20 protein-coding genes are annotated in these 22,284 nt (G+C 36.4%); 7 read left to right on the forward strand and 13 right to left on the reverse strand.

The window, feature by feature from the left end; translation table 11 throughout:
* Positions 1 to 202: 202 nt before the first annotated feature.
* The 7 genes from atpB to C0430_RS09750 all read right to left on the reverse strand — a co-directional run bounded on the left by atpB (position 203) and on the right by C0430_RS09750 (position 7,634).
* Positions 203 to 1,357 carry a F0F1 ATP synthase subunit A gene (gene atpB / locus C0430_RS09720; protein WP_290868913.1) on the reverse strand — a complete coding sequence of 385 codons (1,155 nt, stop codon included), beginning with the start codon at positions 1,355 to 1,357 and terminating at the stop codon, positions 203 to 205.
* Between the two features lie 116 nt (positions 1,358 to 1,473).
* On the reverse strand, positions 1,474 to 1,872 hold the full coding sequence (locus tag C0430_RS09725) for a hypothetical protein (RefSeq protein WP_290868916.1): 399 nt from the start codon (positions 1,870 to 1,872) through the stop codon (positions 1,474 to 1,476).
* Between the two features lie 8 nt (positions 1,873 to 1,880).
* Positions 1,881 to 2,114, reverse strand: coding sequence for an AtpZ/AtpI family protein (locus tag C0430_RS09730; protein ID WP_290868919.1), 234 nt, complete (start codon positions 2,112 to 2,114; stop codon positions 1,881 to 1,883).
* Positions 2,080 to 2,487 (reverse strand): polymer-forming cytoskeletal protein, encoded by a 408-nt coding sequence (locus tag C0430_RS09735; RefSeq protein WP_290868960.1) that lies wholly within the window; start codon positions 2,485 to 2,487, stop codon positions 2,080 to 2,082. Before C0430_RS09735 ends, C0430_RS09730 begins: the two co-directional genes overlap by 35 nt.
* A gap of 3 nt (positions 2,488 to 2,490) precedes the next feature.
* Positions 2,491 to 5,349, reverse strand: coding sequence for a tetratricopeptide repeat protein (locus C0430_RS09740; RefSeq protein ID WP_290868963.1), 2,859 nt, complete (start codon positions 5,347 to 5,349; stop codon positions 2,491 to 2,493).
* An 86-nt stretch (positions 5,350 to 5,435) separates the two neighbouring features.
* The gene (locus tag C0430_RS09745; RefSeq protein ID WP_290868966.1) at positions 5,436 to 6,131 is read right to left on the reverse strand and encodes an ABC transporter ATP-binding protein; all 696 of its coding nucleotides are present in this window, start codon (positions 6,129 to 6,131) and stop codon (positions 5,436 to 5,438) included.
* A gap of 42 nt (positions 6,132 to 6,173) precedes the next feature.
* Complete coding sequence (locus tag C0430_RS09750) at positions 6,174 to 7,634, reverse strand: DUF5687 family protein (RefSeq protein WP_290868969.1); 1,461 nt, start codon at positions 7,632 to 7,634, stop codon at positions 6,174 to 6,176.
* 122 nt (positions 7,635 to 7,756) lie between these two features.
* Here C0430_RS09750 and C0430_RS09755 point away from each other — a divergent pair, with 122 nt between their 5' ends.
* Both C0430_RS09755 and C0430_RS09760 read left to right on the forward strand, forming a co-directional pair.
* Positions 7,757 to 8,809 carry a ferredoxin--NADP reductase gene (locus C0430_RS09755; RefSeq protein ID WP_290868972.1) on the forward strand — a complete coding sequence of 351 codons (1,053 nt, stop codon included), beginning with the start codon at positions 7,757 to 7,759 and terminating at the stop codon, positions 8,807 to 8,809.
* A gap of 266 nt (positions 8,810 to 9,075) precedes the next feature.
* Complete coding sequence (locus tag C0430_RS09760) at positions 9,076 to 9,597, forward strand: hypothetical protein (protein ID WP_290868975.1); 522 nt, start codon at positions 9,076 to 9,078, stop codon at positions 9,595 to 9,597.
* 68 nt (positions 9,598 to 9,665) lie between these two features.
* On the opposite strand, the gene C0430_RS09765 is transcribed toward C0430_RS09760, so the two are convergent.
* From C0430_RS09765 to C0430_RS09780, 4 genes are all read right to left on the reverse strand, one after another.
* A complete protein-coding gene (locus C0430_RS09765) occupies positions 9,666 to 10,427 on the reverse strand; it encodes a GLPGLI family protein (protein WP_290868978.1) in 762 nt (253 codons plus the stop codon).
* 42 nt (positions 10,428 to 10,469) lie between these two features.
* Entirely contained in the window at positions 10,470 to 13,250 is a 2,781-nt protein-coding gene (locus tag C0430_RS09770; RefSeq protein ID WP_290868981.1) for an outer membrane beta-barrel protein, read from the reverse strand.
* A 217-nt stretch (positions 13,251 to 13,467) separates the two neighbouring features.
* Positions 13,468 to 14,484, reverse strand: coding sequence for a glycosyltransferase family 9 protein (locus C0430_RS09775; protein ID WP_290868984.1), 1,017 nt, complete (start codon positions 14,482 to 14,484; stop codon positions 13,468 to 13,470).
* Positions 14,485 to 14,531: 47 nt separating this feature from the next.
* Positions 14,532 to 15,137: a DUF4254 domain-containing protein gene (locus C0430_RS09780; RefSeq protein WP_290868988.1), complete on the reverse strand. Its 606-nt coding sequence runs from the start codon at positions 15,135 to 15,137 to the stop codon at positions 14,532 to 14,534.
* Positions 15,138 to 15,260: 123 nt separating this feature from the next.
* On the opposite strand from C0430_RS09780, the gene upp reads away from it, so the two are divergent.
* A complete protein-coding gene (gene upp, locus C0430_RS09785) occupies positions 15,261 to 15,914 on the forward strand; it encodes a uracil phosphoribosyltransferase (RefSeq protein ID WP_290868991.1) in 654 nt (217 codons plus the stop codon).
* Here upp and C0430_RS09790 read toward each other — a convergent pair.
* Positions 15,909 to 16,838, reverse strand: coding sequence for a DUF6427 family protein (locus C0430_RS09790; RefSeq protein WP_290868994.1), 930 nt, complete (start codon positions 16,836 to 16,838; stop codon positions 15,909 to 15,911). The genes upp and C0430_RS09790 overlap by 6 nt on opposite strands.
* 48 nt (positions 16,839 to 16,886) lie before the next feature.
* Between C0430_RS09790 and C0430_RS09795 the strand changes: the two genes are divergently transcribed.
* Entirely contained in the window at positions 16,887 to 17,117 is a 231-nt protein-coding gene (locus C0430_RS09795; protein ID WP_290868997.1) for a uracil phosphoribosyltransferase, read from the forward strand.
* 34 nt (positions 17,118 to 17,151) lie between these two features.
* On the opposite strand, the gene purD is transcribed toward C0430_RS09795, so the two are convergent.
* A complete protein-coding gene (gene purD / locus C0430_RS09800; RefSeq protein ID WP_290869000.1) occupies positions 17,152 to 18,426 on the reverse strand; it encodes a phosphoribosylamine--glycine ligase in 1,275 nt (424 codons plus the stop codon).
* 128 nt (positions 18,427 to 18,554) lie between these two features.
* Between purD and C0430_RS09805 the strand changes: the two genes are divergently transcribed.
* From C0430_RS09805 to C0430_RS09815, 3 genes are all read left to right on the forward strand, one after another.
* On the forward strand, positions 18,555 to 19,868 hold the full coding sequence (locus tag C0430_RS09805) for a phenylacetate--CoA ligase family protein (protein WP_290869003.1): 1,314 nt from the start codon (positions 18,555 to 18,557) through the stop codon (positions 19,866 to 19,868).
* A 110-nt stretch (positions 19,869 to 19,978) separates the two neighbouring features.
* Positions 19,979 to 21,064 carry a UDP-N-acetylglucosamine 2-epimerase (non-hydrolyzing) gene (gene wecB, locus C0430_RS09810; protein WP_290869006.1) on the forward strand — a complete coding sequence of 362 codons (1,086 nt, stop codon included), beginning with the start codon at positions 19,979 to 19,981 and terminating at the stop codon, positions 21,062 to 21,064.
* Positions 21,064 to 22,248 carry a glycosyltransferase family 4 protein gene (locus C0430_RS09815; protein ID WP_290869010.1) on the forward strand — a complete coding sequence of 395 codons (1,185 nt, stop codon included), beginning with the start codon at positions 21,064 to 21,066 and terminating at the stop codon, positions 22,246 to 22,248. The genes wecB and C0430_RS09815 overlap by 1 nt, the downstream gene beginning before the upstream one ends.
* The last annotated feature ends 36 nt before the right edge of the window (positions 22,249 to 22,284 follow it).

Below are 22,284 nucleotides of genomic sequence, written 5' to 3' on the forward strand. Positions count from 1 at the left end.
GACGAGCGATAGCGTCCATTGCTGAACCACCGATTCTACCAATACCTAAACCTGCTCCGATTACAATTAATCCTGCTCCTACAATAGTTGGAATTTGCATAATATATATATTAAAAATTAAACATTCTTCTTGATTTTAGATTGTTGAATTTAGATTTTAGATTCGTGAAAAATCTGAAATCTAATATCTCAAATCTAAATTTTAATGATGAGCTTCTTCGTGATGATGCTCTTCGTTACCTGCTCCAAAATAAAGTGCCGATAACATTGTAAAAATATACGCTTGTAAAAACGCTACCAATATTTCTAGAATAGAAAGCGCAAATGCCAATCCAAATGACAATGAACTTCCGATCCAGCTTTTGAAAATAAACATCAATCCAATAATACTCATCAATACTACGTGTCCTGCCAAAATGTTGGCATACAAACGAATCATTAATGAAAATGGTTTGATAAAGGTTCCTAACAATTCAATAGGTGCCAAGATAAATTTCATTGGAGTTGGAACTCCTGGCATCCAGAAAATATGACCCCAATAATTTTTATTAGCTGTAAATGTTGTAATCAAGTATGTCAATAAAGCCAATGAAGCTGTAATGGCAATATTACCTGTTACGTTAAACCCTAGCGGAGTTAATCCTAAAATATTCAAGAAGAATACAAAGAAAAATATAGTCAATAAGTAACTCATATATTTCTTGTATGCTTTTTCACCAATGTTTGGAATAGCAATTTCGTCTCTTACATAAAGCACTAATGGCTCAAAGAAACGTCCTGCTCCTGAAGCGATTCCTCCGTTTTTAGCGTATGATTTTGCTAAACCTGAAAACAAGAAAAACATCAATATGGATACGAATAAAATTCCAACGACACTTTTAGTAATGGATAAATCTAAAGGCTTAACATTTGTTGGATGACCGTGCTCTTCAGTCAATGTTCCTGAAGCATCGGTTTTATAAATTTTTTCGTGATGTAATTTGTAGAAATTTCCGTTGTGTTCCGCCACACCTTCTGCTGGTCCGTGGTGAAATTCAGAAGAAGAGAATACTTGTAATCCACTTTCATTATCCCAAAGAATGATTGGCAATGAAAAACCATAATGCTCACCCGTTTCTTTATTTGCATTAAAAGTAAAATTGTGGGCATCTAAAAGGTGATGATTGATAAACTCCTTGATTTCAGATTTGACATCTGTAGGTTCAGCTTGAGCTTCTCCGTGAGCAGCCTCTACTTTATGAGCTACTTCTGTATTTGCTTTAGTACTATCAGCAACAGGATTTGCTGTACTGAATAAAGGAAGGAACGCCACTAAAATTGCTACTAAAAAACGAAGTGGTTTGTTTGAAATCACCATAACAGTTAATTATCTTAATTTTTACTTTCTGAAATTGGGTGCAAAGGTACATTTTAAATTAATATGTAAAAAGCATTAAATAATTTTTTTGACAGATTTCTTGTTTTAAAACCAATTTATTGCTTATTATTTAGAATTCTGGCCGTTACTATGGTTTCTATCGTTAAAAATAGGGCGAAAATAACAAAAAAATTAAGTTTTTCGATTTTGATATTTGGATTGCCAGAATGCAGTATGGGCGACAAAACAGCATAAGAAATCCCCATTTTGATAAAAGTTACCAATAGAAAAGTGTAGCCCACATTATCAATGTTTTTTTCTTTTACCTTAATGAGAATAAAAAGAATAATTACCGAACAAACAAAGAAAAATCCATCCACAACTTCTATTGAAAAATGAAAATTTTGAAACTTCGGATTGTTGTCATTTAGAAAAAAAACCACTTTGTGAAGTAAATAAACCACCATCGAAAGCAACAAAATCTCGAGAATGGGTCGGTATTTTTTAAAATTCATTTGGTTTTTTATGAAGATTTATTGATGTCTTTCAATTGTCTGTTGATGTTGTAAAAAGCAATGGCAACTCCCGCCAACGTCAGGATTTTGACAAACACATTATGAATATTGGGGTATTTCCCGTCCAGCCAATTGCCAAAATAAGAAAACAAAAAAATAATCACTCCCATTTGAATGGGAATGTTAATCAGCGCGAGCCACTTATTATTAGTTTGTTTCTTCGGATTTTGGTTGTCCGTCATTTGAAATCGAAATTTTTGAATTGGTTTTCATCGTGCAAGAAGCACTAAAATCGGCGCCGGGTTCAACGGATAATTTACCTACGGTTACTTCACCGTGAATGATGGCTTTGTGCTTCACATTCAATATTTCGGCAACCTGGATTTTGCCGTTGAACTTGCCTTCGATATCGGCATTTTTGCAAATGATGTCTCCGGTGACACTTCCTGCGGGACCAATGACTATTTTTCCCTTGGACTGAAAATTACCTATTAATTCGCCGTCAAGCCTGAAATCGGCTTGTGAAATAATATCTCCTTTTATTGTTGTTCCTTCAACGATTCTGTTTGTCTTTCCAAGGAGTTCGGTATATGATTTTGTCTTTTTGTCAAACATGATTTATTGCTTTGGAGGTGAATTGGGATTTCCTGCCGGAGGTGTCACTCCTGGAGGCATTCCTTGTTTTGACGAACCTTGTTTTGGCATTCCTGAATCAGGATTTACTGGTTGTGGAATCGCTTGCTGTGGAACTGCCGATTGAACTGGAACCACTTTGGGCGCGGTCAAATAGTCTTCCAAATTTTTCTTGATTTGGACAACTTTGTAATTATCACTGGAAATCACGATAGCCGGCTCCGTAATTTTGTATTTCTTATCCTCTCTCATGATGTCTGCCATATTCTTTGCATAAGCCACTGATTTTATGCCGCTAATTGTCAAGAAGTTTTCCTTTTCAGTATAAATATCATAAGAATAACCCATTTTGTAAATGTTTTCGCTGGCAATGAATTTCTTGATTTTGTCTTCCAATGCTTTTGTGCTTTTGTCTTCCAATTTGCCAACTTTGTAAAGTATTTTCCAGTTTTTGGTGTCGACAGCACTGAAATTCATTTTTTCCAATGACGGAATTTGGGTCGTCAATATTTCTTGGGCATTCCTGCCTTCTTCACTCGTTGGATAATTGTCCGCAACGTATTGCAATGCGTTTTTGTACGCATCTAATCCTTTGAGTTTCCCCAATAGATTAGCTTTGAGCAGTTCAAATTTTGGAACAATTTCATCTCCTGAAAATTGAATAATCAGGTCGTCCATTTTTTCTAAAACTTGGGCAAATTGTTCGTCAAGATATAATTTATACCATTTGTCATACACCTCTTCTGGAGTTTCAATTGAGGAAACGGCATTGGGATTTGCGTTATTGATAATTTGTGCATAACGAGAGTTTGGATATTGGGTAGAAATGCGGTTTTTCATCTCTTCCGCCTTCGCGTTATTCGTAATTTGGTATATTTTGTATAAGTTATACATCGTTGGAAGAACCAGTTTTTCTTCTGGATTATTTAGCAACAATTGCTCGAGTTTTTTGCTGGCCAATTCGTATTCCTTGAATTTTTCTTTATAAATAACGCCTAGTTGATAATAGGCAAAATTGCGTTTTTTGGCAATGTCGTCAATCTCCACTTGTGTTTTAGGAAGTTGTTCCAAGTAAAAAGCAGCGGTGTATTGTTCTTGTACTTTTGCTTCTTCCAAGGTGGCTGTGGCTGTTGTGTCATTGTTTATTGCCGCGTCATCAGCACCTGCGACCGCTTTAGTGGTTGACAATCTCCAATTGCCGTTTGAGGTCCTGTTTCCCCATTTTTTCTTGAATTCAATCTTGCCAAAAGCAACCGTTGAAGGATTATAAAAATAAAAAACATTGGCTGCATCTTTTACGGAGGCATCTTTTATGGATGGTGGTGCAAATGCCGGTTTTTTGGGTGGCATGCCTGATTTTTGCATCACGGAAGCGGAATCATCTGAACTGGTCAAACTGTTTCTTTGAATGTTTTTAAGCGTTTCTTGCTGCTTTTCTTCCAAGATTCTTTTTTCCTCATCCGATTTTTTTAATTTGGCAATATAATTTTCAAAATACAAAATCCTGTCCGTATCCGACATCGAAACAATGTTTAATATGCTGTCATTTGTTTTGGCAACATATTCATGTTCAATTACTTCGTCTAAATCTTTTCTTGTTTTTTTAATGTGGATGAATTCCCTTGTTTTGACATCCAGTTTGACTAATGTGCTGTCATAATACTTTGCCGCAACTGGATATTCTGCATTTTTAAAATGCATGTTTCCTAGGTTTCTATAATTTGAGGCCACTAAATACGGGTCTTTAGAAGCCCTTTTTAAAGACGCGTTATAATATTCTTTGGCTAATTTTTGATTATTTTGTTTGTCGTAAAACACGCCCATTTCATGATAAATAACATCTAGAAACGGTCTGTTTTCTCTGTCATCGATCAACTTGTTGTGGATTGTCACGAAGGCATTGGCGTCGCCGTTTTGATAATCAAATAACTGCGCTTTTTTGGCGTAAGCCTGAATAACCATTTCCCTGTCGGCTTTCCTGTTCATGTTTATCACGGATTGATAGCAATAAATGGCGCTGTCCCTGATTCCTGATTCTTGATACAATTGCCCGAGAATAAAGCGATAACGCGCTCTTTCAGAATTTATTTTGGTGAAATTTTCGGCTATTTTTAGTTTGGCAATTGCGCTGTCTTTTTCTTCCAAGTTCAAAAAAGATTGCGACAAAAGCGCATTGGCATCGGCCACGACTTGAGGTTTTAGTTTCATTCCTACCAAGCGGCGGCTATAAAATCCTGTTATCCATATTTTGCCTTTTTCTCCTAAAATTTTGTCTTTTTTAAGATAATTTTCGTCAAGCAGTTTGCTTATGTTTTTTATGACCTGTGCGTCGTTTCCTAAACGCATATTTGCTTTTTCTCGCCAAATTTTGGCTTCATAAATCTTGTCGCTATTGGGGTATTTGTATAAAATATAATTGAAAGCGTCCAATGCCGGAATAAATCTTTGGTCATAATATCGTGCTTTGCCAAGCAGTAAATAAGCCTCGTCTATTTGCATGTTTCTTTCTCTCCCGCCAATGTTCATCGAGTGTTTTTGAATGGCTTTGGTGGCCTTGGCTTCGGCCAGTTCAAAATTGGCGTTTTTGGTTTTGCCTTCAGGAGTATTGTCGTCGATGATTTGCATTCTTTCGATGGGCAATCGCTTCCAAAAATTGTCTTTGGCATTCATTTTTATGTCAATAATGCCTTTGTCCAAAGCTATTTGACCGTTGTAATCAATATTGTATTTTGTACTTAACGCATGAGAATTTCTGGCCAAAAAAGTGTCTTTCTTGGTCGAACAAGCCACCAAAAAAATTAAGAATATTATAAAAAAGGAGTGTTTAAGTATCTTGGTTTTCAATGGGAAACGATTTATCATTTAACTTTTAAAAGCGCATTTTAGTATAATGACTGGTAAAAATACGTTTCTTTTTGAAATATTGACATTTAAACGGCAAAAAACGTTTCCAATTCCTGCAAGGTTTCTTTTGAAGTCTGGATGTCTTTTACAATTTCGCCTTTGTTTAAGGCAACAATTCTATCGCAAACTTCGACCGTGTGTTGTAAATCGTGGCTGGAAACCAACACGGTTATGTCTGGATTTTCGGCAAGTTCACGGATTATTTTTTTCAATCGGCTTACGGTTGTTGGATCCAAATTAGCAAAAGGTTCGTCTAAAATTACGACTTCGGGATTACCGATAAGCGTGGCGATGATGCCCACTTTCTTTTGGTTTCCTTTGGATAAATCGCGCAAATATTTTTTGTTTTTCAGGATTTCACCGTTAAAAAATTCTTCGTGTTTGGCTAATAAAGCATCGATGTCGGCTTTGTTTTGATTGCGCAAATCGCCAATGAAATAGAAATATTCTTCGGGAGTGAGATAGCCTATCAAGAAACTTTCGTCCAGAAAAGAAGCGGTAAAAGGTTTCCAGTTTTCGCTCGTGTTAACTTGAACTTCGTTGTTGATGATATTTCCTGTCGAAGGCTGGATCAAATCCAGAAGCAAACTGAAAAAAGTGGTTTTTCCCGCGCCGTTGTTGCCCACAAGACCAAAACTTTGTCCTTTTGGAATTTCTAATGTGTCTATTTTTAATACGGTGGTTCCGTTGTATGATTTTGAAAGGTTTTGTACGTGTATCATTTTTTTATTTTTTATGTAAAGACTCCATTAATCGCGTCTTTTCTATTTTTGTTTATATGCTGCTAGGGTTGCGTATTTTTCGGTTTTGTATATTTTTTCAATCTTGGAGAAAACCTTGTCTCTAAAAGCAAATCCCAAAACGCCGGCAACCGCCACAAATACTAATCCCAAATTAGGATTCATGATCGAAGAACCAGCCCAATACAATAAAATTGGCAAAAGTAATTTTGGCAGCGAAATCAACATGGCATTCATGTTAAAGGCTTTTTTGTCGCCAAAAGCACCTTTGCTGGACGTTAAATCTATTGGTGTTTTTGTGTAAGCGCCACCAAGCAAAACCAAATGGGAATTGACGCCAATATTGTAAATCGCCCCAACGACTATGGTGAGGTAAACTTGCCAGCCATAATACAAATAAAATGAGGACAAAATGGTGGAAATGAATGTGGCAATAACGATAAGCCACCACTTTGAACTCAAATAACCCTTATAGGAAATATTTTGCGACATCATCAGCGAATAATACGAGCTGTCCCAACTAGGCACAAATTGCCCGAAGGTGAATAAAAATCCGCCCGAAACAAAAATCCCGGCAAAAATTCGCATCACTTCCGGTTGATGGGAATTCTCCCTAAAAAAAATCAATCCGTAAAACAAAAACAAAAGACTCATTACAACAGTGGTTCTCGAGCGTTTGTTGCGTTTGATGAGTTTGATGTCGTTTTTCAAAAAAGTTCCCAAAGTTCCAAATTGATTTAACCAAGTCAGGTTCTCGGTTTCGGCAATTTCGTGCTTGGTCGAAAGTCCCGCATCAAGATATAAATTGTTTTTGAGGTAATTAAAAGTGTAATAAAACAATCCCGTCAAAGCCAAAACCGGAAGCAAAAACAACCATTTTGTGCTGAACAAACCATCAAAAAACACTGAAGTATATGTAGTGACATCAAAAAAGTCATAATATTGAAACCCTGCCAGAACCAGCACAATTCCTAAAAAAACAGTAAAAACATTGTCTTTGTTCGACAAAATAATGTTCAGGAAATTGTTGCCGTAAACCAATGAAACTATGGCTAAATGCCAAAGAATCACGCTCACGACATCATAACCTTCGACCAATAAAATAATCGTGAAAGGCAGAAAGAAAAAAGCGTGAAGAAAATTAAAAAAGGACAAGACCGTTTTCCCTATCGAAAAGTTTACGATTGTTGCCCTCTTAAACGGCAAAGCAAGCAAGGGTCGAATGTTCATCACGGGGATTTTTTGCATCACTAACCGAATGGCCAAATCGATTAAAAAATAGTAAATCAAGTATTTGTTCACCTCCTGCAACGGATCAAGATTCATCTTTTTTAAAGCATAAAAAGCTCCAATTCCGGCCATTAACAAAATAAATGCGTACAGAATGGCCACAAAACCCAAAATAATTTTCAGTGCCAAATTAGTACCGAACGAAGCCGAACGTATAAAAGCTTTCCATTCGAGATAAAGGAATTTTTGAATCATGATTTTTCCATTTTATTTTGTATTAGTTGATAAATGTAGAAAAAAGTTACAAAAATTAAACTTCTAAAGACTTAAACTTTTCTATTTTTTTTGGTTTACTATCTTTGTAAAAAAATAACACCATGCCTTTATTCAAAAAACTCACCATAAAAGAAGTAAAACGCGAAACGGCAGCTGCGGTTTCCATACTTTTTAACGTTCCCGAAGAATTCAAACCTCATTATAGTTTCGTTGCTGGTCAATACGTCAATTTGAGATTGACATTGGACGGACAGGAAATTCGTCGGGCGTATTCCATTTGTTCTTCGCCAGAAAGCGGTGAATTGAGAATTGCGGTGAAAGCCGTAAAAAATGGTGCATTTTCCCAATTTGCCAATACCAAACTGAAAGCGGGCGATATCCTTGAAGTGGGAAAACCCGAAGGAAAATTCACTTTTGAACCCGAAAGTCACCACCAAAAAAACTACGCGGCTTTTGTGGCCGGAAGCGGAATCACGCCTGCCATATCCATATTGAAATCAGTTTTGAAAGGCGAATCCCAAAGTTCTTTCGTATTGGTTTACGGAAACAAATCGCCGGAAGAAACCATTTTCCACCAAGAATTACACGATTTGCAGCTGAAATATACCGGAAGATTGTTTGTGCATTACGTTTACAGTCAAGCCAAAGCCGATGGAGCGCTTTTCGGTCGAATCGACAAATCGGTCGTGAATTTTGTCTTGAACAACAAGCACAAGGAATTGGAATTTTCCAAATTTTATTTGTGTGGTCCAGAGGAAATGATCAACACCGTTTCCAAGGTTTTGAAAGAGCACAACATCAAGGATTCCGCCATCAAGTTTGAATTGTTCTCCAGTTCAGCCACCGAAAATGTCAAAGCCAGTTCCCACGAAGGCCACACCAAAGTGACCATGACGGTGGACGACGACGAAACGACTTTCGAAATGTCACAAAAACAAACCTTGCTCGAAGCAGCCCTGAAACAAGGCATTGACGCTCCTTATTCCTGCCAAGGCGGCATTTGCAGCAGCTGTCTGGCCCGAATAAAATCAGGAACTGCCGAAATGAAGAAAAACTCCATCCTGAGCGACAAGGAAATTGCCGATGGTTTGATTCTGACTTGCCAAGCACATCCAACCTCCGCAGAAATCGTGGTGGATTTTGACGATGTCTAAAAAAGTGGTCAGTGGTCAGTTTTTAGTAATCAGTTCAGTATTTATATAAAATCGAAAACTTCTCTGAAAAGGGAAGTTTTTTTGTTTTAAAAGGTTGGTTTGATATAAAAGTCCGTTTAATAATTTGTAAGAAAAAATTAATATATTTGATACAACTATAAAACGAAAGAAACCTACGCCAAGCTACCCGATTTTGGTTGTTTATACGAATGTTTGTTCAACCATAAACGAGTTATGTGTAACCATCAAACAACAACTGACAAAAAATGATTACAACTAAAATATTGTTTAAGGATGGCATTGATAAGCGAAAAGACTTTCTTGTCGCTCAAAATGTATTCAATGAACTTGTGACTTTTATGAGCGAAACTGAAACTCAAAATAGGCTTGCGGACACTCATAAGTTACACGCAAAAAGCGGGGAAATTCAAGAAATAATACTCAGTAAAACAATGGAATTGGGTTTTACGAGTGAAAAAAATGGACTTTTTAACAACCTTTCCGTAAAACAATTACGACCAGACTATTTTCTAAAACTTGACAATAAGAGTGGAATAATAATGGAAGTCGAAAGAGGAAAAACAATTGCAAACAATATGGACCTTTTAGACATCTGGAAATGCCATATTTGTAAAGAAGCAAACTTTTTATTCCTAATCATTCCAAACATAAGACAAACAGCAACAGGACAGAATATTATTTTTAACACGGTGGAAAGACGAATGTCGACTTTCTTTAAAACTGAAAATTATACAAATGTTGACGGAGTTTTTTTAATTGGATATTAAAAGAATGTCTCCACTGGTGCTCGTCTGCGACGAGTAACAGAGAGGTCATGCTTCGTTCCTCGCAATACCTATAAAAAGGCATTCCACAAGAAAATATTTTTTTGCCTTTTGTTTTCTTCTTTATCATCGCCATATTTGAACCAATCATTTGTTTTCTCTTCTATCAATGATTTTAAACCCGCAAAATCATAGGCTTTTTTGGCTGGAATGGGTTTTATTTCGGATGCGTTGCTGTTAGTTACATCAATTTTGGTAGCCATGAATGAAGTGTATAATCTTGGAATTGAAAGTCCCAAAATCATGCCCGGCAAGCCATTTATGGAACATGGACCGCCAGAAATGGTAATATCATCCGTGTAAAAAGCAAATACATATACGTCGTCCATTATTTTGCCCACGGCTTTTCGGCAATTGTAACCGGCTATTTCCCTGTGTTCATTCGTGATTTTCCATTGAATGTTTGGAACACTGTCTGCTATTACAAAATTAGTTCCCGCAATTTGTTTTTGCATATTCATTTTTCTTGTCGTAAAATCAAAATACCAAGTGTTTTCTTCATCAGCCTCTTTTTGGTATTTGGGTATTCTGGTTTTTGGGCTCCATCTATCGAATTTGAAGATGCTTTTGTTGTCTGCAAAAGTATAGGTGAAATAGGAAATTTTCAGGTCGGAAAGGTTGTCTTTCATCATCTCGTCCCAACTGTCATTACTCATTGTTTTTTTGAGGTTGGTATTTACTTCGTATTCAATCACGGCTTTATTCACAAATTGCTGCGCTTTGGATGTTGTCGTAAAAAGTAATGCTGCAATAAAAAAAAGTATTGATTTCATGTGTTGCTATTTTTTATGGTCATTTTCGGAACAGTTCCTGATTTATTTTTTTGCCGTTTCGCCTTTGTTTTTAAAATTCCAGGTAAAACCTATCATCGCATATCGTTTGAGCCTGTCGTTTTGTTCCTCGCCTATTACGTTGTCATAAACATATCTTCGTATGCCTACATTTTGATTCAAGATATCGCGTACCATGATATAAGCCGTAAACTCATCGTTTTTGAAAGTGCGTTGCAACCTTGCATTCCACAATTGATTGGTAAGATTGGTTTGGAAATCGACCGTTTTTTGTCTGGAATATAAATTGTAGTCCGTGGACAGTTTCCATTTTTCCTGGAAATATACACCTAAATCCAACCTCAAATTATTGGTGTTAAATGATTTTATTTGATCATTTTGCGAAGTACTGTTTCTGTTGTTTGAAAAATTATTGCTTAAATTAAAATCGTATTTCTTTTCTTTTGACTTATACAAATAAACTGAAAATCCCGAGTTTAAAGTCTTGGAATCGTTGATTTTGTTATTGATGCTAATCACCGATTTGTTATAGTTGACAGATGGATTTAGATTGACGTTTAAACCTATTTTCTTTATTTTAAATCCATATCCAAAATAAAAATTCCCGGAAAAATTCCCGTTGGTATTTATGGGCGTGCTAATTGTTTTGGCACTTTCTGGATCAATGTCCCTGTTGTAAATAATTAAATTGGCGGTGGTTCTAAAAGAAATACTTTGGTAAAAATTGGATTCTGTCAAAATATTGTAACTATTGCTCGATAGGTTTATACTGTTGGTGAAGGATTGCTTCAAATTTGGATTACCCAAAGTTTGATTAAAGAAATCTTGATTGTTTCTCAAAGGCTGCAATTGATCAATGGTAGGTTGTCGGGTTGCACCTTGATAATAGATACGCAAATTACTGTTGCTTTTGTACTTGTAAGTCAAATTTGCCGTTGGAAAAAAGTTAGTGTAGTTGCGCTTGTATTCTTTGTTCATAGTTTGATCTTGCAAATCAAATGAAGTAAACCCGAACCCGCTTCCAAAACTGTAATTTATTTTTTTGGCATTGTAACTCAATTTTATGTTGGGCTTGTTGGTGGTTATGGTCTGTTTGAACTGGTTTGACAACGAACTTACAACCAAATCATAATTGCCCGTAACATCCGAGTAATCATAGGTCAAATAATCGCTTTCACCAATGTTGTGGCTAAGTTGATAAGCAAATTGCAAGGCAAATTTCTTGCCCAGAGGCTCCGTATAAGTAACGTTTATGCCTAGATTTTGATTTGTTTTTTCTCCTACTTTGTTTTGATCCACATCGTCCCTTGAGGCAAAAACACCTCCATCATAACTTTCGTTGAAAGACTTTAAAAAATTATTTGAATTCGTGTTCAAGGTGTTCCAACTACTGTTTACAGAAAATGTACGACGGGGTTTGGCGAACTTGTGTTTATACAAAACACTGGCAAACAACGATTCCTTGTCTGATTTTGTAGTGAATGTTTTTTGCTGTTTGTTTTTCAACAATCCATCAATTCCGGTAGTGGTTCCGTTTGTAAACTCTTCGCTTTCCGTATTGTAAAAATTGGTTTTGGCGGTAAATTTTATGGAGTTTAATGAATCTAATTTTACGTCATAAGACGCATTTAGTTTAAAATTACTCCTGTTTACATTGCTTACCGTCGATTTGTTTTCGTTCAATTGGGTTTCGCCTACTTGGGTTTGGGTAAACCTGTTATTATTGTTGGTGTAAATTTGGTTATTATATTTTGGCGTCAGGTTCAATGTTTGTTTATCATTCCATTTGTTGCTGTACTGCAATCCCGCGTTGGTGTTTTTGATAAATCCGTTTTGGGTGTCAACATTGGGTTCTTCATCATTATTGCCACCTGTCCATTCATAACTTACATTGCCATCGTCATCCATGTTCATACTGATGTCATCCCGTCCTCCAAATTTTTCGCTGTCTTGCCAGTCAAGTCCATCTTGACCGGTGTTCCCGTTTAATAAAAAAGCGGATAGTTTTCTTTTGCCTTTAAAAGAACTAAACATCGAATTGGTATTGTATCTGGAATCTGTGGTTGTTAATGGCTCGTTTGCAACGTCTATTTTACCAAAATAGCCTTTCTTTTTGTCTTCCTTTAATTTCAGGTTAATTGTTTTTTTAGTGTCGCCGTCATCTATACCCGTAAACTCGGCTTGATCACTTTTCTTGTTGAAAACTTGTACTTCTTTTACGGCATCCGCTCGCAAGTTTTTTACCGCCATGCCCGGGTCGTCACCAAAGAATTCCTCGCCATCGACCAATACTTTTTGTACCGTTTCCCCCATGGCTTTTATCACTCCATTTTTATCTACTTGTATTCCCGGCAGTTTTTTTAGCAATTCTTCCACATTGGCATTGGCATCTACTTTGAAATCACTTGCTTTGTAACTCGTCGTGTCACCTTTAATTCTAATGGAACCCGTCTTTATTATTACTTCCCTGAGCGCATTAATTTTGCTCAACAAAGGAATTGTTCCCATATTTTTTTCGCTTTCATTAACGGTTATGGCATCAACGTAATCAGCATATTGACTATGGGAAGTCATCAATATATAGTTTCCTGCTTTTATGTTTTTAAGATTAAAATTCCCCTTTTGGTCCGATCGGGTAAACTTGTATAAAATAGAGTCTACGGGAGTTAATAAAGCGACAACCGAATTGTAAACAGGTGTTTTTTCGTTACCATCGGTTAAAACACCCGAAAGATTTCCTTTTTGAGAAAATGCGGAAAAAGAGAGCAAGAAAAAAATTGCAATCGTTACTGTGATTTTTGGCATAAATAGTTCTATTTTATTGTATTAACACTTAAAAAAGCAACTTGGCAAAAAAGTCCCTCTTTCTCCTGGTTTAACGTTGAGTCGTAAGACCTAACTCACAAAAAGTAAAAATAGTATTATTAACACCAATAATTTAAAACCTTGTTGTTAAATAATTGATAAAATTATTCTTTCAAAAAATAACTAGAAAAACTACGAGATTACCAATAAACACAAATTAATTGGCTTGTAGACAATAATTTAAAGCCTTTACAACAGAATCAACAGCAATAGTCCGCATTGCCGCTTCATAACCTTCCACAATTTTATTTCCGTACACCGAAGTGGGCAATTTAGGAAACAAATTTCTATCAGCAACCAAGGCGTTTTCCAAAGGTTGATTAAATGGCGAAAAACCCGCAAAAGGATGCGTGGCACCCCAAAGCGTGATGACTTTTACGCCCAACATTGCCGCAATGTGCGCATTCCCGGAATCCATGGAAAGCATTACGTCCAAGTTTGAAATGAGTTGCAATTCTTGTTGGAATTTTATTTTTCCCGCAACAATCACCACTTTTTCTTTGTCTTTTGAAAGCGAATTGAGTAATTCAATTTCCTTTTTTCCACCACCAAAAAGCAGAATTTTATAATTTGGATTTTTAGCTAATTTATGGATTACTTCCTGCATTAAATCCAGAGGATACACCTTGGAATCGTATTGGGCAAAAGGCGCAATCCCGATAAGTTTTGGATTGTTATTTCCAATTAATTGACTTAATTCTGAATCTAAAACGGCTTTTTCAGGAAATGTAGGATTGGATAAATCTACCGAAAAACCCAACTGTTGAAACACTTTGACGTGTCTTTCAAACATCGTGGTCAAGGGTTTGAAGATTTTGTTTTCGGCTCGTGTCAAAGCTGATTTTTCGGCTCTTCCTTTATCGACAAATGCGGTTTTTTTTCCGCTCAAGGCGAAAAGTGTTCGAACGACTTTGGAACGTAAAACGTTGTGCAAATCGGCAAAAGCGTCAATCTGCAAGGCTTTCAAATCCTGAAACAATCGCAACAATCCCAAGAAACCTTTGTGGCGGTTTTTGTCGTCGAAAGCAAAAAAAGAAACATTGGAAATTCCCTCAAAAAAGGGTTTGAAAAACGGTCGGGAAACCACCGTGATTTTCACTTCGGGATTTTGCTGGACAAAAGCCCTTAAAACAGGAACCGTCATAGCGACATCTCCCATTGCGGAAAGTCTCATGACGGCTATATGTTCTATTTTTTTTGACAATGGAATCTTGTCGAAAATTATTTTTTGTTTTGGTACAAAACAGGATTCAAATCATCGTCGTTGTACATTTTCATTTGTTTGTACACTTTCATGAACTTGTCGCCATTTTCGATATCGATTAACAACTCCTCAATTGCAGTTGACAAATCGGTTCTTTGTTCCAATAAAATATTCAATTTGGCTTGACATTTATCCCTGTGGTCTTGCGTAGCTTCTGCACGAGTGGCTTCTTCTTGCATGTGGTAAATTTTCAAGGCCAAAATAGACAATCTGTCGAATGCCCAAGCAGGACTTTCAGAATTGATTTTGGCATTGTCTTTCACGGCAACATGAGCATATTTTTGAAGAAAATAACCGTCAATATATTCTACCATGTCGGTACGTTCTTGGTTCGAAGCATCAATTCTTCTTTTCAAGGTCAAGGCCGCAACTGGATCGATGTTCGGGTCACGAATGATGTCCTCGAAATGCCATTGCACGGTGTCAATCCAGTTTTTAAGATATAATAAATGCTCGAATTTTTCCTTTGGAAAAGGATTATTGATAGGTTGATCCACATTATCAAATTGATGATAATCGCGAATACTTTGTTCGAAAACGGAATAAGCTAATTTTGAAAACATATCTTTTATATTTTATAAATACAAAGATACTTTTTATACTTTTATAGCCTATAAAAAACTTTCAAAGTTTAGAGGTTTAGCGAGTCAATCCTAAATCTTACATCACAATTCTAAATCCTTGTTATGCAAACACATTATTTATCAGAAGACAATAGTATCCTTAATCATTTTCTTGGCCAAATCAGAAACGTGAATGTTCAACACGACAGCATGCGTTTTCGAAGAAATATCGAACGCATTGGCGAAGTAATGGCTTATGAATTGAGCAAAGATTTACATTATAAAAATGTGGAAATCCAAACGCCACTTGGCATCAAGAAAACCACCGAAATTGAAGACAAATTGGTTTTATGTTCCATCCTTCGTGCGGGATTGCCATTACATTTGGGCTTTTTGAATTACTTTGACAATGCCGAAAACGGCTTCGTTTCCGCTTACAGACACCATCCGAACAACGATGAATTTTTTGATATTTTGGTTGAATACCAAGCTGTTCCAAATATTGAAAACAAGACCTTGTTGTTGATTGATCCAATGCTCGCCACGGGACAATCAATGGTGGCCGTCTTTAATAAATTGATGGAAAAAGGTCTGCCAAAAGAAATCCACATCGCGGTCATCATTGCTGCGCCTGAGGGGATTGCGTATCTTGAAAAACATTTGCCGGACTCTTGTCATCTTTGGGTAGCCACTTTGGACGAAAAACTCAACGACAAAAAATATATCGTTCCAGGGATTGGTGATGCCGGTGATTTAGCTTACGGAAATAAATTATAACTGCGAGAAAAACGCAAACAAACTGCAAAGAATAAGTACAGCCAAAACCATTTCCTGCTTTAATTGCAACTGCTTGATTTCAATGTGACTGGTTGCCATTACTGCCAAAGGAGCAAATGTAAACAACAATAAATCATTGCTTTTGCTTGGAGAAACCAAAAAAATCATGATTCCAATAAAAAAAGAAGCAATGATTTTTTTGTAAGACGAATGCAACAGCAATGGCTTGTTTGAAAGTGATGCAAGCATCGAAATAACAAAAAACAAAGCTATGGTCAAGTAAATGGAAAAGGCTCCGTTTTGATAATTATTGGCAAAATAATCCAATTTAAAATTGGTTGCTGCGTGTGAATTTACAAATTCAACGATGCTTTTATCGAAAGTAATCGAATAGACCGCGAAAATAATTCCCACTGCGAAAAAAGCGATGAAAGGCAAAATCCAATTTCTGTAATCTCTGGAAACGTGAAAAATAATGGAGATAAAAACCAAAACAATATAAAGAATACTCCAAAAATGAAACAAAGCAGCCACAAAAATCCATAGCGAAGCATCAAATATTTTCTCTTTCGAAGCTTTTAGGGATTGCAATGAAATCAATCGGCGAAGCGCCAGAAGGATAAAAAAGTTGGAGGCAATCAAGTCTGCATTATTTAGCACCGAAGGGAAAAAAAGCAGAAACAAAAAATAGAAAAAAACAGTGTAGCTACTGTCTTTGCTCAATCCGTTTTTCTTGGCGACGAAATTTGTAATAAAAACAGAACCCAACAAAACAACAAATAATCCCGCTTTGCCTAAAATTGAAATAGCCGAATTCGTCCAAGTTAAATCTTGAAATTGGTATATTAAAAAGAAAACCAGCATTAAAAATACGCCCAAAATTAAATTTAATGGAGTAGATTTTTTAAAAACACTTGTTATCATAAGGATATTTTATATTTTTGCGACTGTAAATATAATACTTGTACAAAGATGAAAGCATTTTTTGAAGGAATTCAATGGTTATTTGAAAACATTTTATTCATACTACACGATTTTCTAAGACAATTAGAACTCGAACATTGGTTTGTAGCGAATACAATCAACTGGATTTTTATGGCTATTTGTGCAGTTGCCATCGTATATTGGTGCAAACAATTGGCAATTTTCGACGAAAAAGGTGAGGAAAACCAAGATACTACCGCTCACTCTTTCTTGAAATAATACTTTAAGAAATTGTAACGAAAGATATTGGGAACTATTTTAAATCGTTCCCAATATCTTTTCTAAAATACATCTTATCAAAATGTAGCTTGTCTATGTTTTGGTAAGATTTTTTTATGGCCTCTTCGAAATTGTCTCCGTAAGATGTCACGGTCAAAACTCTTCCTCCGTTACTCACCACATTCCCGTTGTCCAATTTGGTTCCTGCATGAAAAACAATCGAATCTTCGATAGTTTCCAAGCCCGAAATTACTTTTCCTTTCTCGAAATCTTCCGGATAACCACCAGAAACAATCACAACAGTTGTAGCGCTTCTTTCGTCAATTTCTAATTCGAATTCGTCTAATTTTTCATTGGCCACCGCCAAAAACAATTCCACCAAATCCGATTTCATTCTCGGAACGACAACTTCCGTTTCTGGATCTCCCATTCTCACGTTGTATTCAATCACGATGGGTTCGTTTTTCACGTTGATTAATCCGATAAAAACAAATCCTTTGTATTCGATTCCATCTTTCTGGAAACCTTCGATGGTTGGTTTCACGATACGGGTTTCGATTTTTTCCATCAAAACCGCATCCACATAAGGAACCGGAGAAACTGCTCCCATTCCACCTGTGTTCAAACCAGTGTCGCCTTCGCCAATGCGTTTGTAATCTTTGGCTGTTGGCAATATTTTATAGCTTTTCCCGTCGGTCAAAACGAAACAGCTCAATTCGATTCCGTCCAAAAATTCTTCGATAACCACTTTCGAACTGGCATCACCAAATTTTTGACCCACCAACATATTTCTCAATTCAGTTTTGGCTTCTTCCAAATCGTGAATAATCAAAACTCCTTTTCCGGCAGCCAATCCGTCAGCTTTCAAAACATAAGGCGGTTGCAAAGTTTCCAAGAAATCACATCCTTTTTCTACAGTTTCTGCTGTAAAACTGTCGTAAGCCGCGGTTGGAATCTTGTGTTTCATCAAAAATTCTTTGGCAAACTCCTTGCTTCCTTCCAAAGTAGCGCCTAATTTTGACGGTCCAATAACCGGAATATGTTTTAAATCACTGTCATTTTTGAAAAAATCGTAAATCCCTTTTACCAATGGATCTTCCGGACCCACAACGACCATTCCTATATTTTCCTTGATTACCACTGCCTTGATAGCTTCAAAATCGGTGGCGCTAAAATCTAAATTGGTTGCAATTGCCGCCGTTCCTGCATTTCCCGGTGCCACAAAAAGTTTGTCGCAAAGCGGACTCTGAATCATTTTCCAAGCAAAAGCGTGTTCTCTTCCTCCTGAACCTAAAAGTAAAATTGTCATCGTGTTGTTGTTAAGTTTGGCAAAAATAATTGCTTTTGGACTTAAATAATAATTAATTTCCAAAAACTTGTCCGTTGCCGGCCTTTAGTTGTTCGTAAATAGTATTTTTGGTAAAATATATCCGTAAAATGTTTCCACTTTTCGATTTATCGCTCCAGATGAATGGTTTTCCAATGCAGGAAGCCAAAGCCAAATTGCGAAAAATCCAGTCTATTTCTGAAGAAGATTATGAAGCATTTATCGAAAACAAAAAACAAGAAATTGTCCATTTTCATTTAAAAAACAATTCATCCTATCAAAAACTCGTTGGCAAAACTACTTTCAATACTTGGCACGATTTGCCGATAATGACCAAGAAAGATTTTCAAAAACCTTTGGTGGAAAGGCTTTCGAATGGATTTTCATTAAAAAATGTTTACGTCAATAAAACTTCCGGTTCCAGCGGTGATCCGTTTATTTTTGCCAAAGACAAATTTTCGCACGCCTTGACTTGGGCCAATATCATACATCGTTTTGGCTGGCACGGAATTGATTTCAATTCCTCTTATCAGGCTCGTTTTTATGGAATTCCTTTGGATTTTATTAGTAACAAAAAAGAACGTTTCAAGGATTTTTTGGGCAACCGCTTTCGATTTTCAATTTTCGATTTATCGGATGTGGTTTTAGAACGTTTTTTAAAAGATTTTGAAACCAAAAAATTCGATTACATCAACGGATATACTAGTTCCATCATTTTGTTTGCCAAATTTTTACAACAGAAAAACATTGTTTTAAAAAACATTTGCCCAACTTTAAAAGTCTGTGTTGTTACTTCCGAAATGCTTTTTGATGAAGACAAAATCCTGCTGGAAAAACAATTTGGGGTTCCGGTTGTCAATGAATATGGTGCTTCGGAACTTGATTTGATTGCTTTTCAAAATCCCGAAGACGAATGGCAAGTGAATTCCGAAACACTTTTTGTCGAAATTTTGGACGAGAACAATACCGCTCTACCTTATGGAAAGAAAGGTCGAATAGTAGTAACTTCTTTGTACAACAAAGCGCATCCCTTTATTCGATACGACATTGGCGACATTGGAATTTTGGACGAAAAAAGCACCCCTAAAAAACCTATTCTGCAACAATTAATCGGTCGAACCAATGATATCGCCATTTTACCAAGTGGAAAAAAATCGCCCGGACTGACTTTTTATTACGTTACCAAAAGCATCATCGAAGACGATGGCAACGTTAAAGAATTTGTCATCAAACAAACTAAAATCGATACTTTTGAAATCGAATATGTGAGCAAAACCGAATTAAATCAAGAACAAATCCACAAAATTGAAGTTGCAATTGCCTTATATTTGGAAAAAGGATTGATTTTTACATTCGTCAGAAAAGAAAAACTGGAACGCAACAAAAGCGGAAAATTGAAACAGTTTGTTTCGTTGTTAAAATAATTGGAGGTTGCAAATTGTGACCTCCAAATTCAAACTTGAAGTCACAGATTGTGACTTCAAGACGTTCAAGGTCGCAATTTGCGACCTTAAAGAAATTAAAAAAACATCAAATGAAAATAACCATAATAGCAGGCGCAAGACCCAATTTCATCAAAATCGCACCCATCATCAAAGCCATTGAAAAAAAGCAAAACGAAGGAGCAAATGTTTCCTATCGTCTGGTACATACGGGTCAGCATTATGACCAAAACCTCAGCGATACTTTTTTCAAGGAATTGAATATCCCGAAACCAAACAGAAATCTGAAAGTAAAAAGCGGTTCTCAGGCTGAACAAACGGGAGCAATTATGGTCGCTTTTGAAAAAGAATTGCAGCAAAATCCCTGCGATTTGGTTTTGGTGGTTGGTGATGTCAATTCGACGATGGCCTGTGCGATTGTAGCCAAAAAACAAAATATAAAAGTCGCCCACGTCGAAGCCGGAATCCGCTCTGGCGATATGACAATGCCCGAGGAAATCAACAGAATCGTAACCGACAGCATAACTGATTATTTCTTCACCACCTCGACCACGGCATCCGATAATTTAGTGGAATATGGTGCAGAAACAACCAATATTCATTTCGTGGGCAACGTGATGATTGATACTTTATACCAAAATTTGGATCGCATTTTTGAACCACTTTTTTGGAATAAATATCAATTGGAAACCGGAAATTACATTATTCTTACCCTGCATCGTCCATCGAATGTGGATGAAGAACAATCTTTAATTCAGTTGCTGAAAGGAATCGATAAACTGGCTGGAGACAAAAAAGTGATTTTCCCGATTCATCCTAGAACCAAAGCGATATTGGGCGAAACGAATTTGGATCTGAAAAACATCCTTTTTGTCGAACCGCAAGGCTACCTGAATTTTATGTACCTCATCAAAAACAGTTTTGCCGTAATAACGGATTCGGGAGGGATTTCGGAAGAAACCACTGTTTTGGGTATCCCTTGTTTTACGATGCGAAACAACACCGAAAGACCCGAAACCCAAATCATTGGAACGAATACTTTGGTGGGAACTTCTGTTGAAAATCTAAAAAGAGATTTTGAAGGGTTTTTGAAAAATGGAAAGAAAAAAGCAGGAATCCCAGATCTTTGGGACGGAAAAGCATCTGAAAGAATTGTTGATATTTTGCTTCAAAAATAATGGAGGAAATCCTCATCATATCCAATTATTATCCGCCGGAAAAAGGCGCTGCTGCCAATAGAATTGAGCAGTTAGCTTTGAAATTACATCAAAATAATTACAAAGTTTCGGTGCTTTGTCCGTTGGGAAATTATCCTAAAGGCGAGTTATTCCCCGAGTATAAAGGCAAATTTTCGGTAACAGAAAAACTTCAAAATATAACCGTAAAACGCCTTTGGATTTATCCAAGTGTCAGTAAAAACATCTTCAAAAGAACACTTTCGATTTTATCGTTTTCTTCAGTCTTGTTTTTTTATTTATTGTTCAAAAAAACACCCAATAAAGTTGTCGTTCAGTCGCCTCCGTTGTTATTGTCTTTTGTCTCTGTTTTGGCACTTTCGCTAATTGGGAAAAAAATAATCCTGAATGTTTCCGATCTTTGGCCATTGGCAGCCATTGAACTGAAAGCTTTGAAAAAAAACAGTTTTTCGCATCAAGTTTCGTTGTTTTTTGAACGATTCATTTATTCGAAAGCTACTCTAATCTTTGGTCAATCCAATGAGATTATCACCCACATTCATTCTGTTTTTCCAAAAAAAGAATGTTATTTGTACCGCAATTTTCCAGACCATCAAGTGGCAAAAATGGAATTAGTTTCGAATATAAATGAACCCATCAAACTATTTTACGCTGGATTATTGGGTGTTGCACAAGGTGTTTTTGAACTTTGTCAAAATATTGAATTGCAAAATCTAAACATTGAACTCCACATTTTTGGCGATGGCGCCGAAAAATCGCAAATCGAAGCTTTGATTAGTCAAAATCCAGAGAAAAAAATCTTCTTCCACGGAATGCTGGAACGTCATATCCTGCACGAAAAACTTAAAAATTTTGACATTGCCATTGTGCCGTTAAAAACCAGAATTTACGGCTCTGTTCCATCCAAAATATTCGAATATGGCGCTTTGGGATTCCCCGTGCTCTATTTTGGCGGTGGCGAAGGTGAGGCGATTGTAAGTGAAAACAATCTAGGATGGGTTGCCAATGTTGGCGATTTCGAAAGTTTGAACACTGCTTTAATCGAAATCTCAAAAACAGGAAAAAGTGAAATCCAAATGATGAAGCAAAATGTTTTTGACTATGCCGAAGACAATTTCAATCTTGATTTTCAAATAAAGAAATTCATCAAAAAAGATGTTTTTTAATACGCTTTCTCGTCTCCTTTTATAACATTATAAATT

This window comes from Flavobacterium sp. (genome assembly GCF_013823965.1).
Lineage (GTDB): Bacteria > Bacteroidota > Bacteroidia > Flavobacteriales > Flavobacteriaceae > Flavobacterium.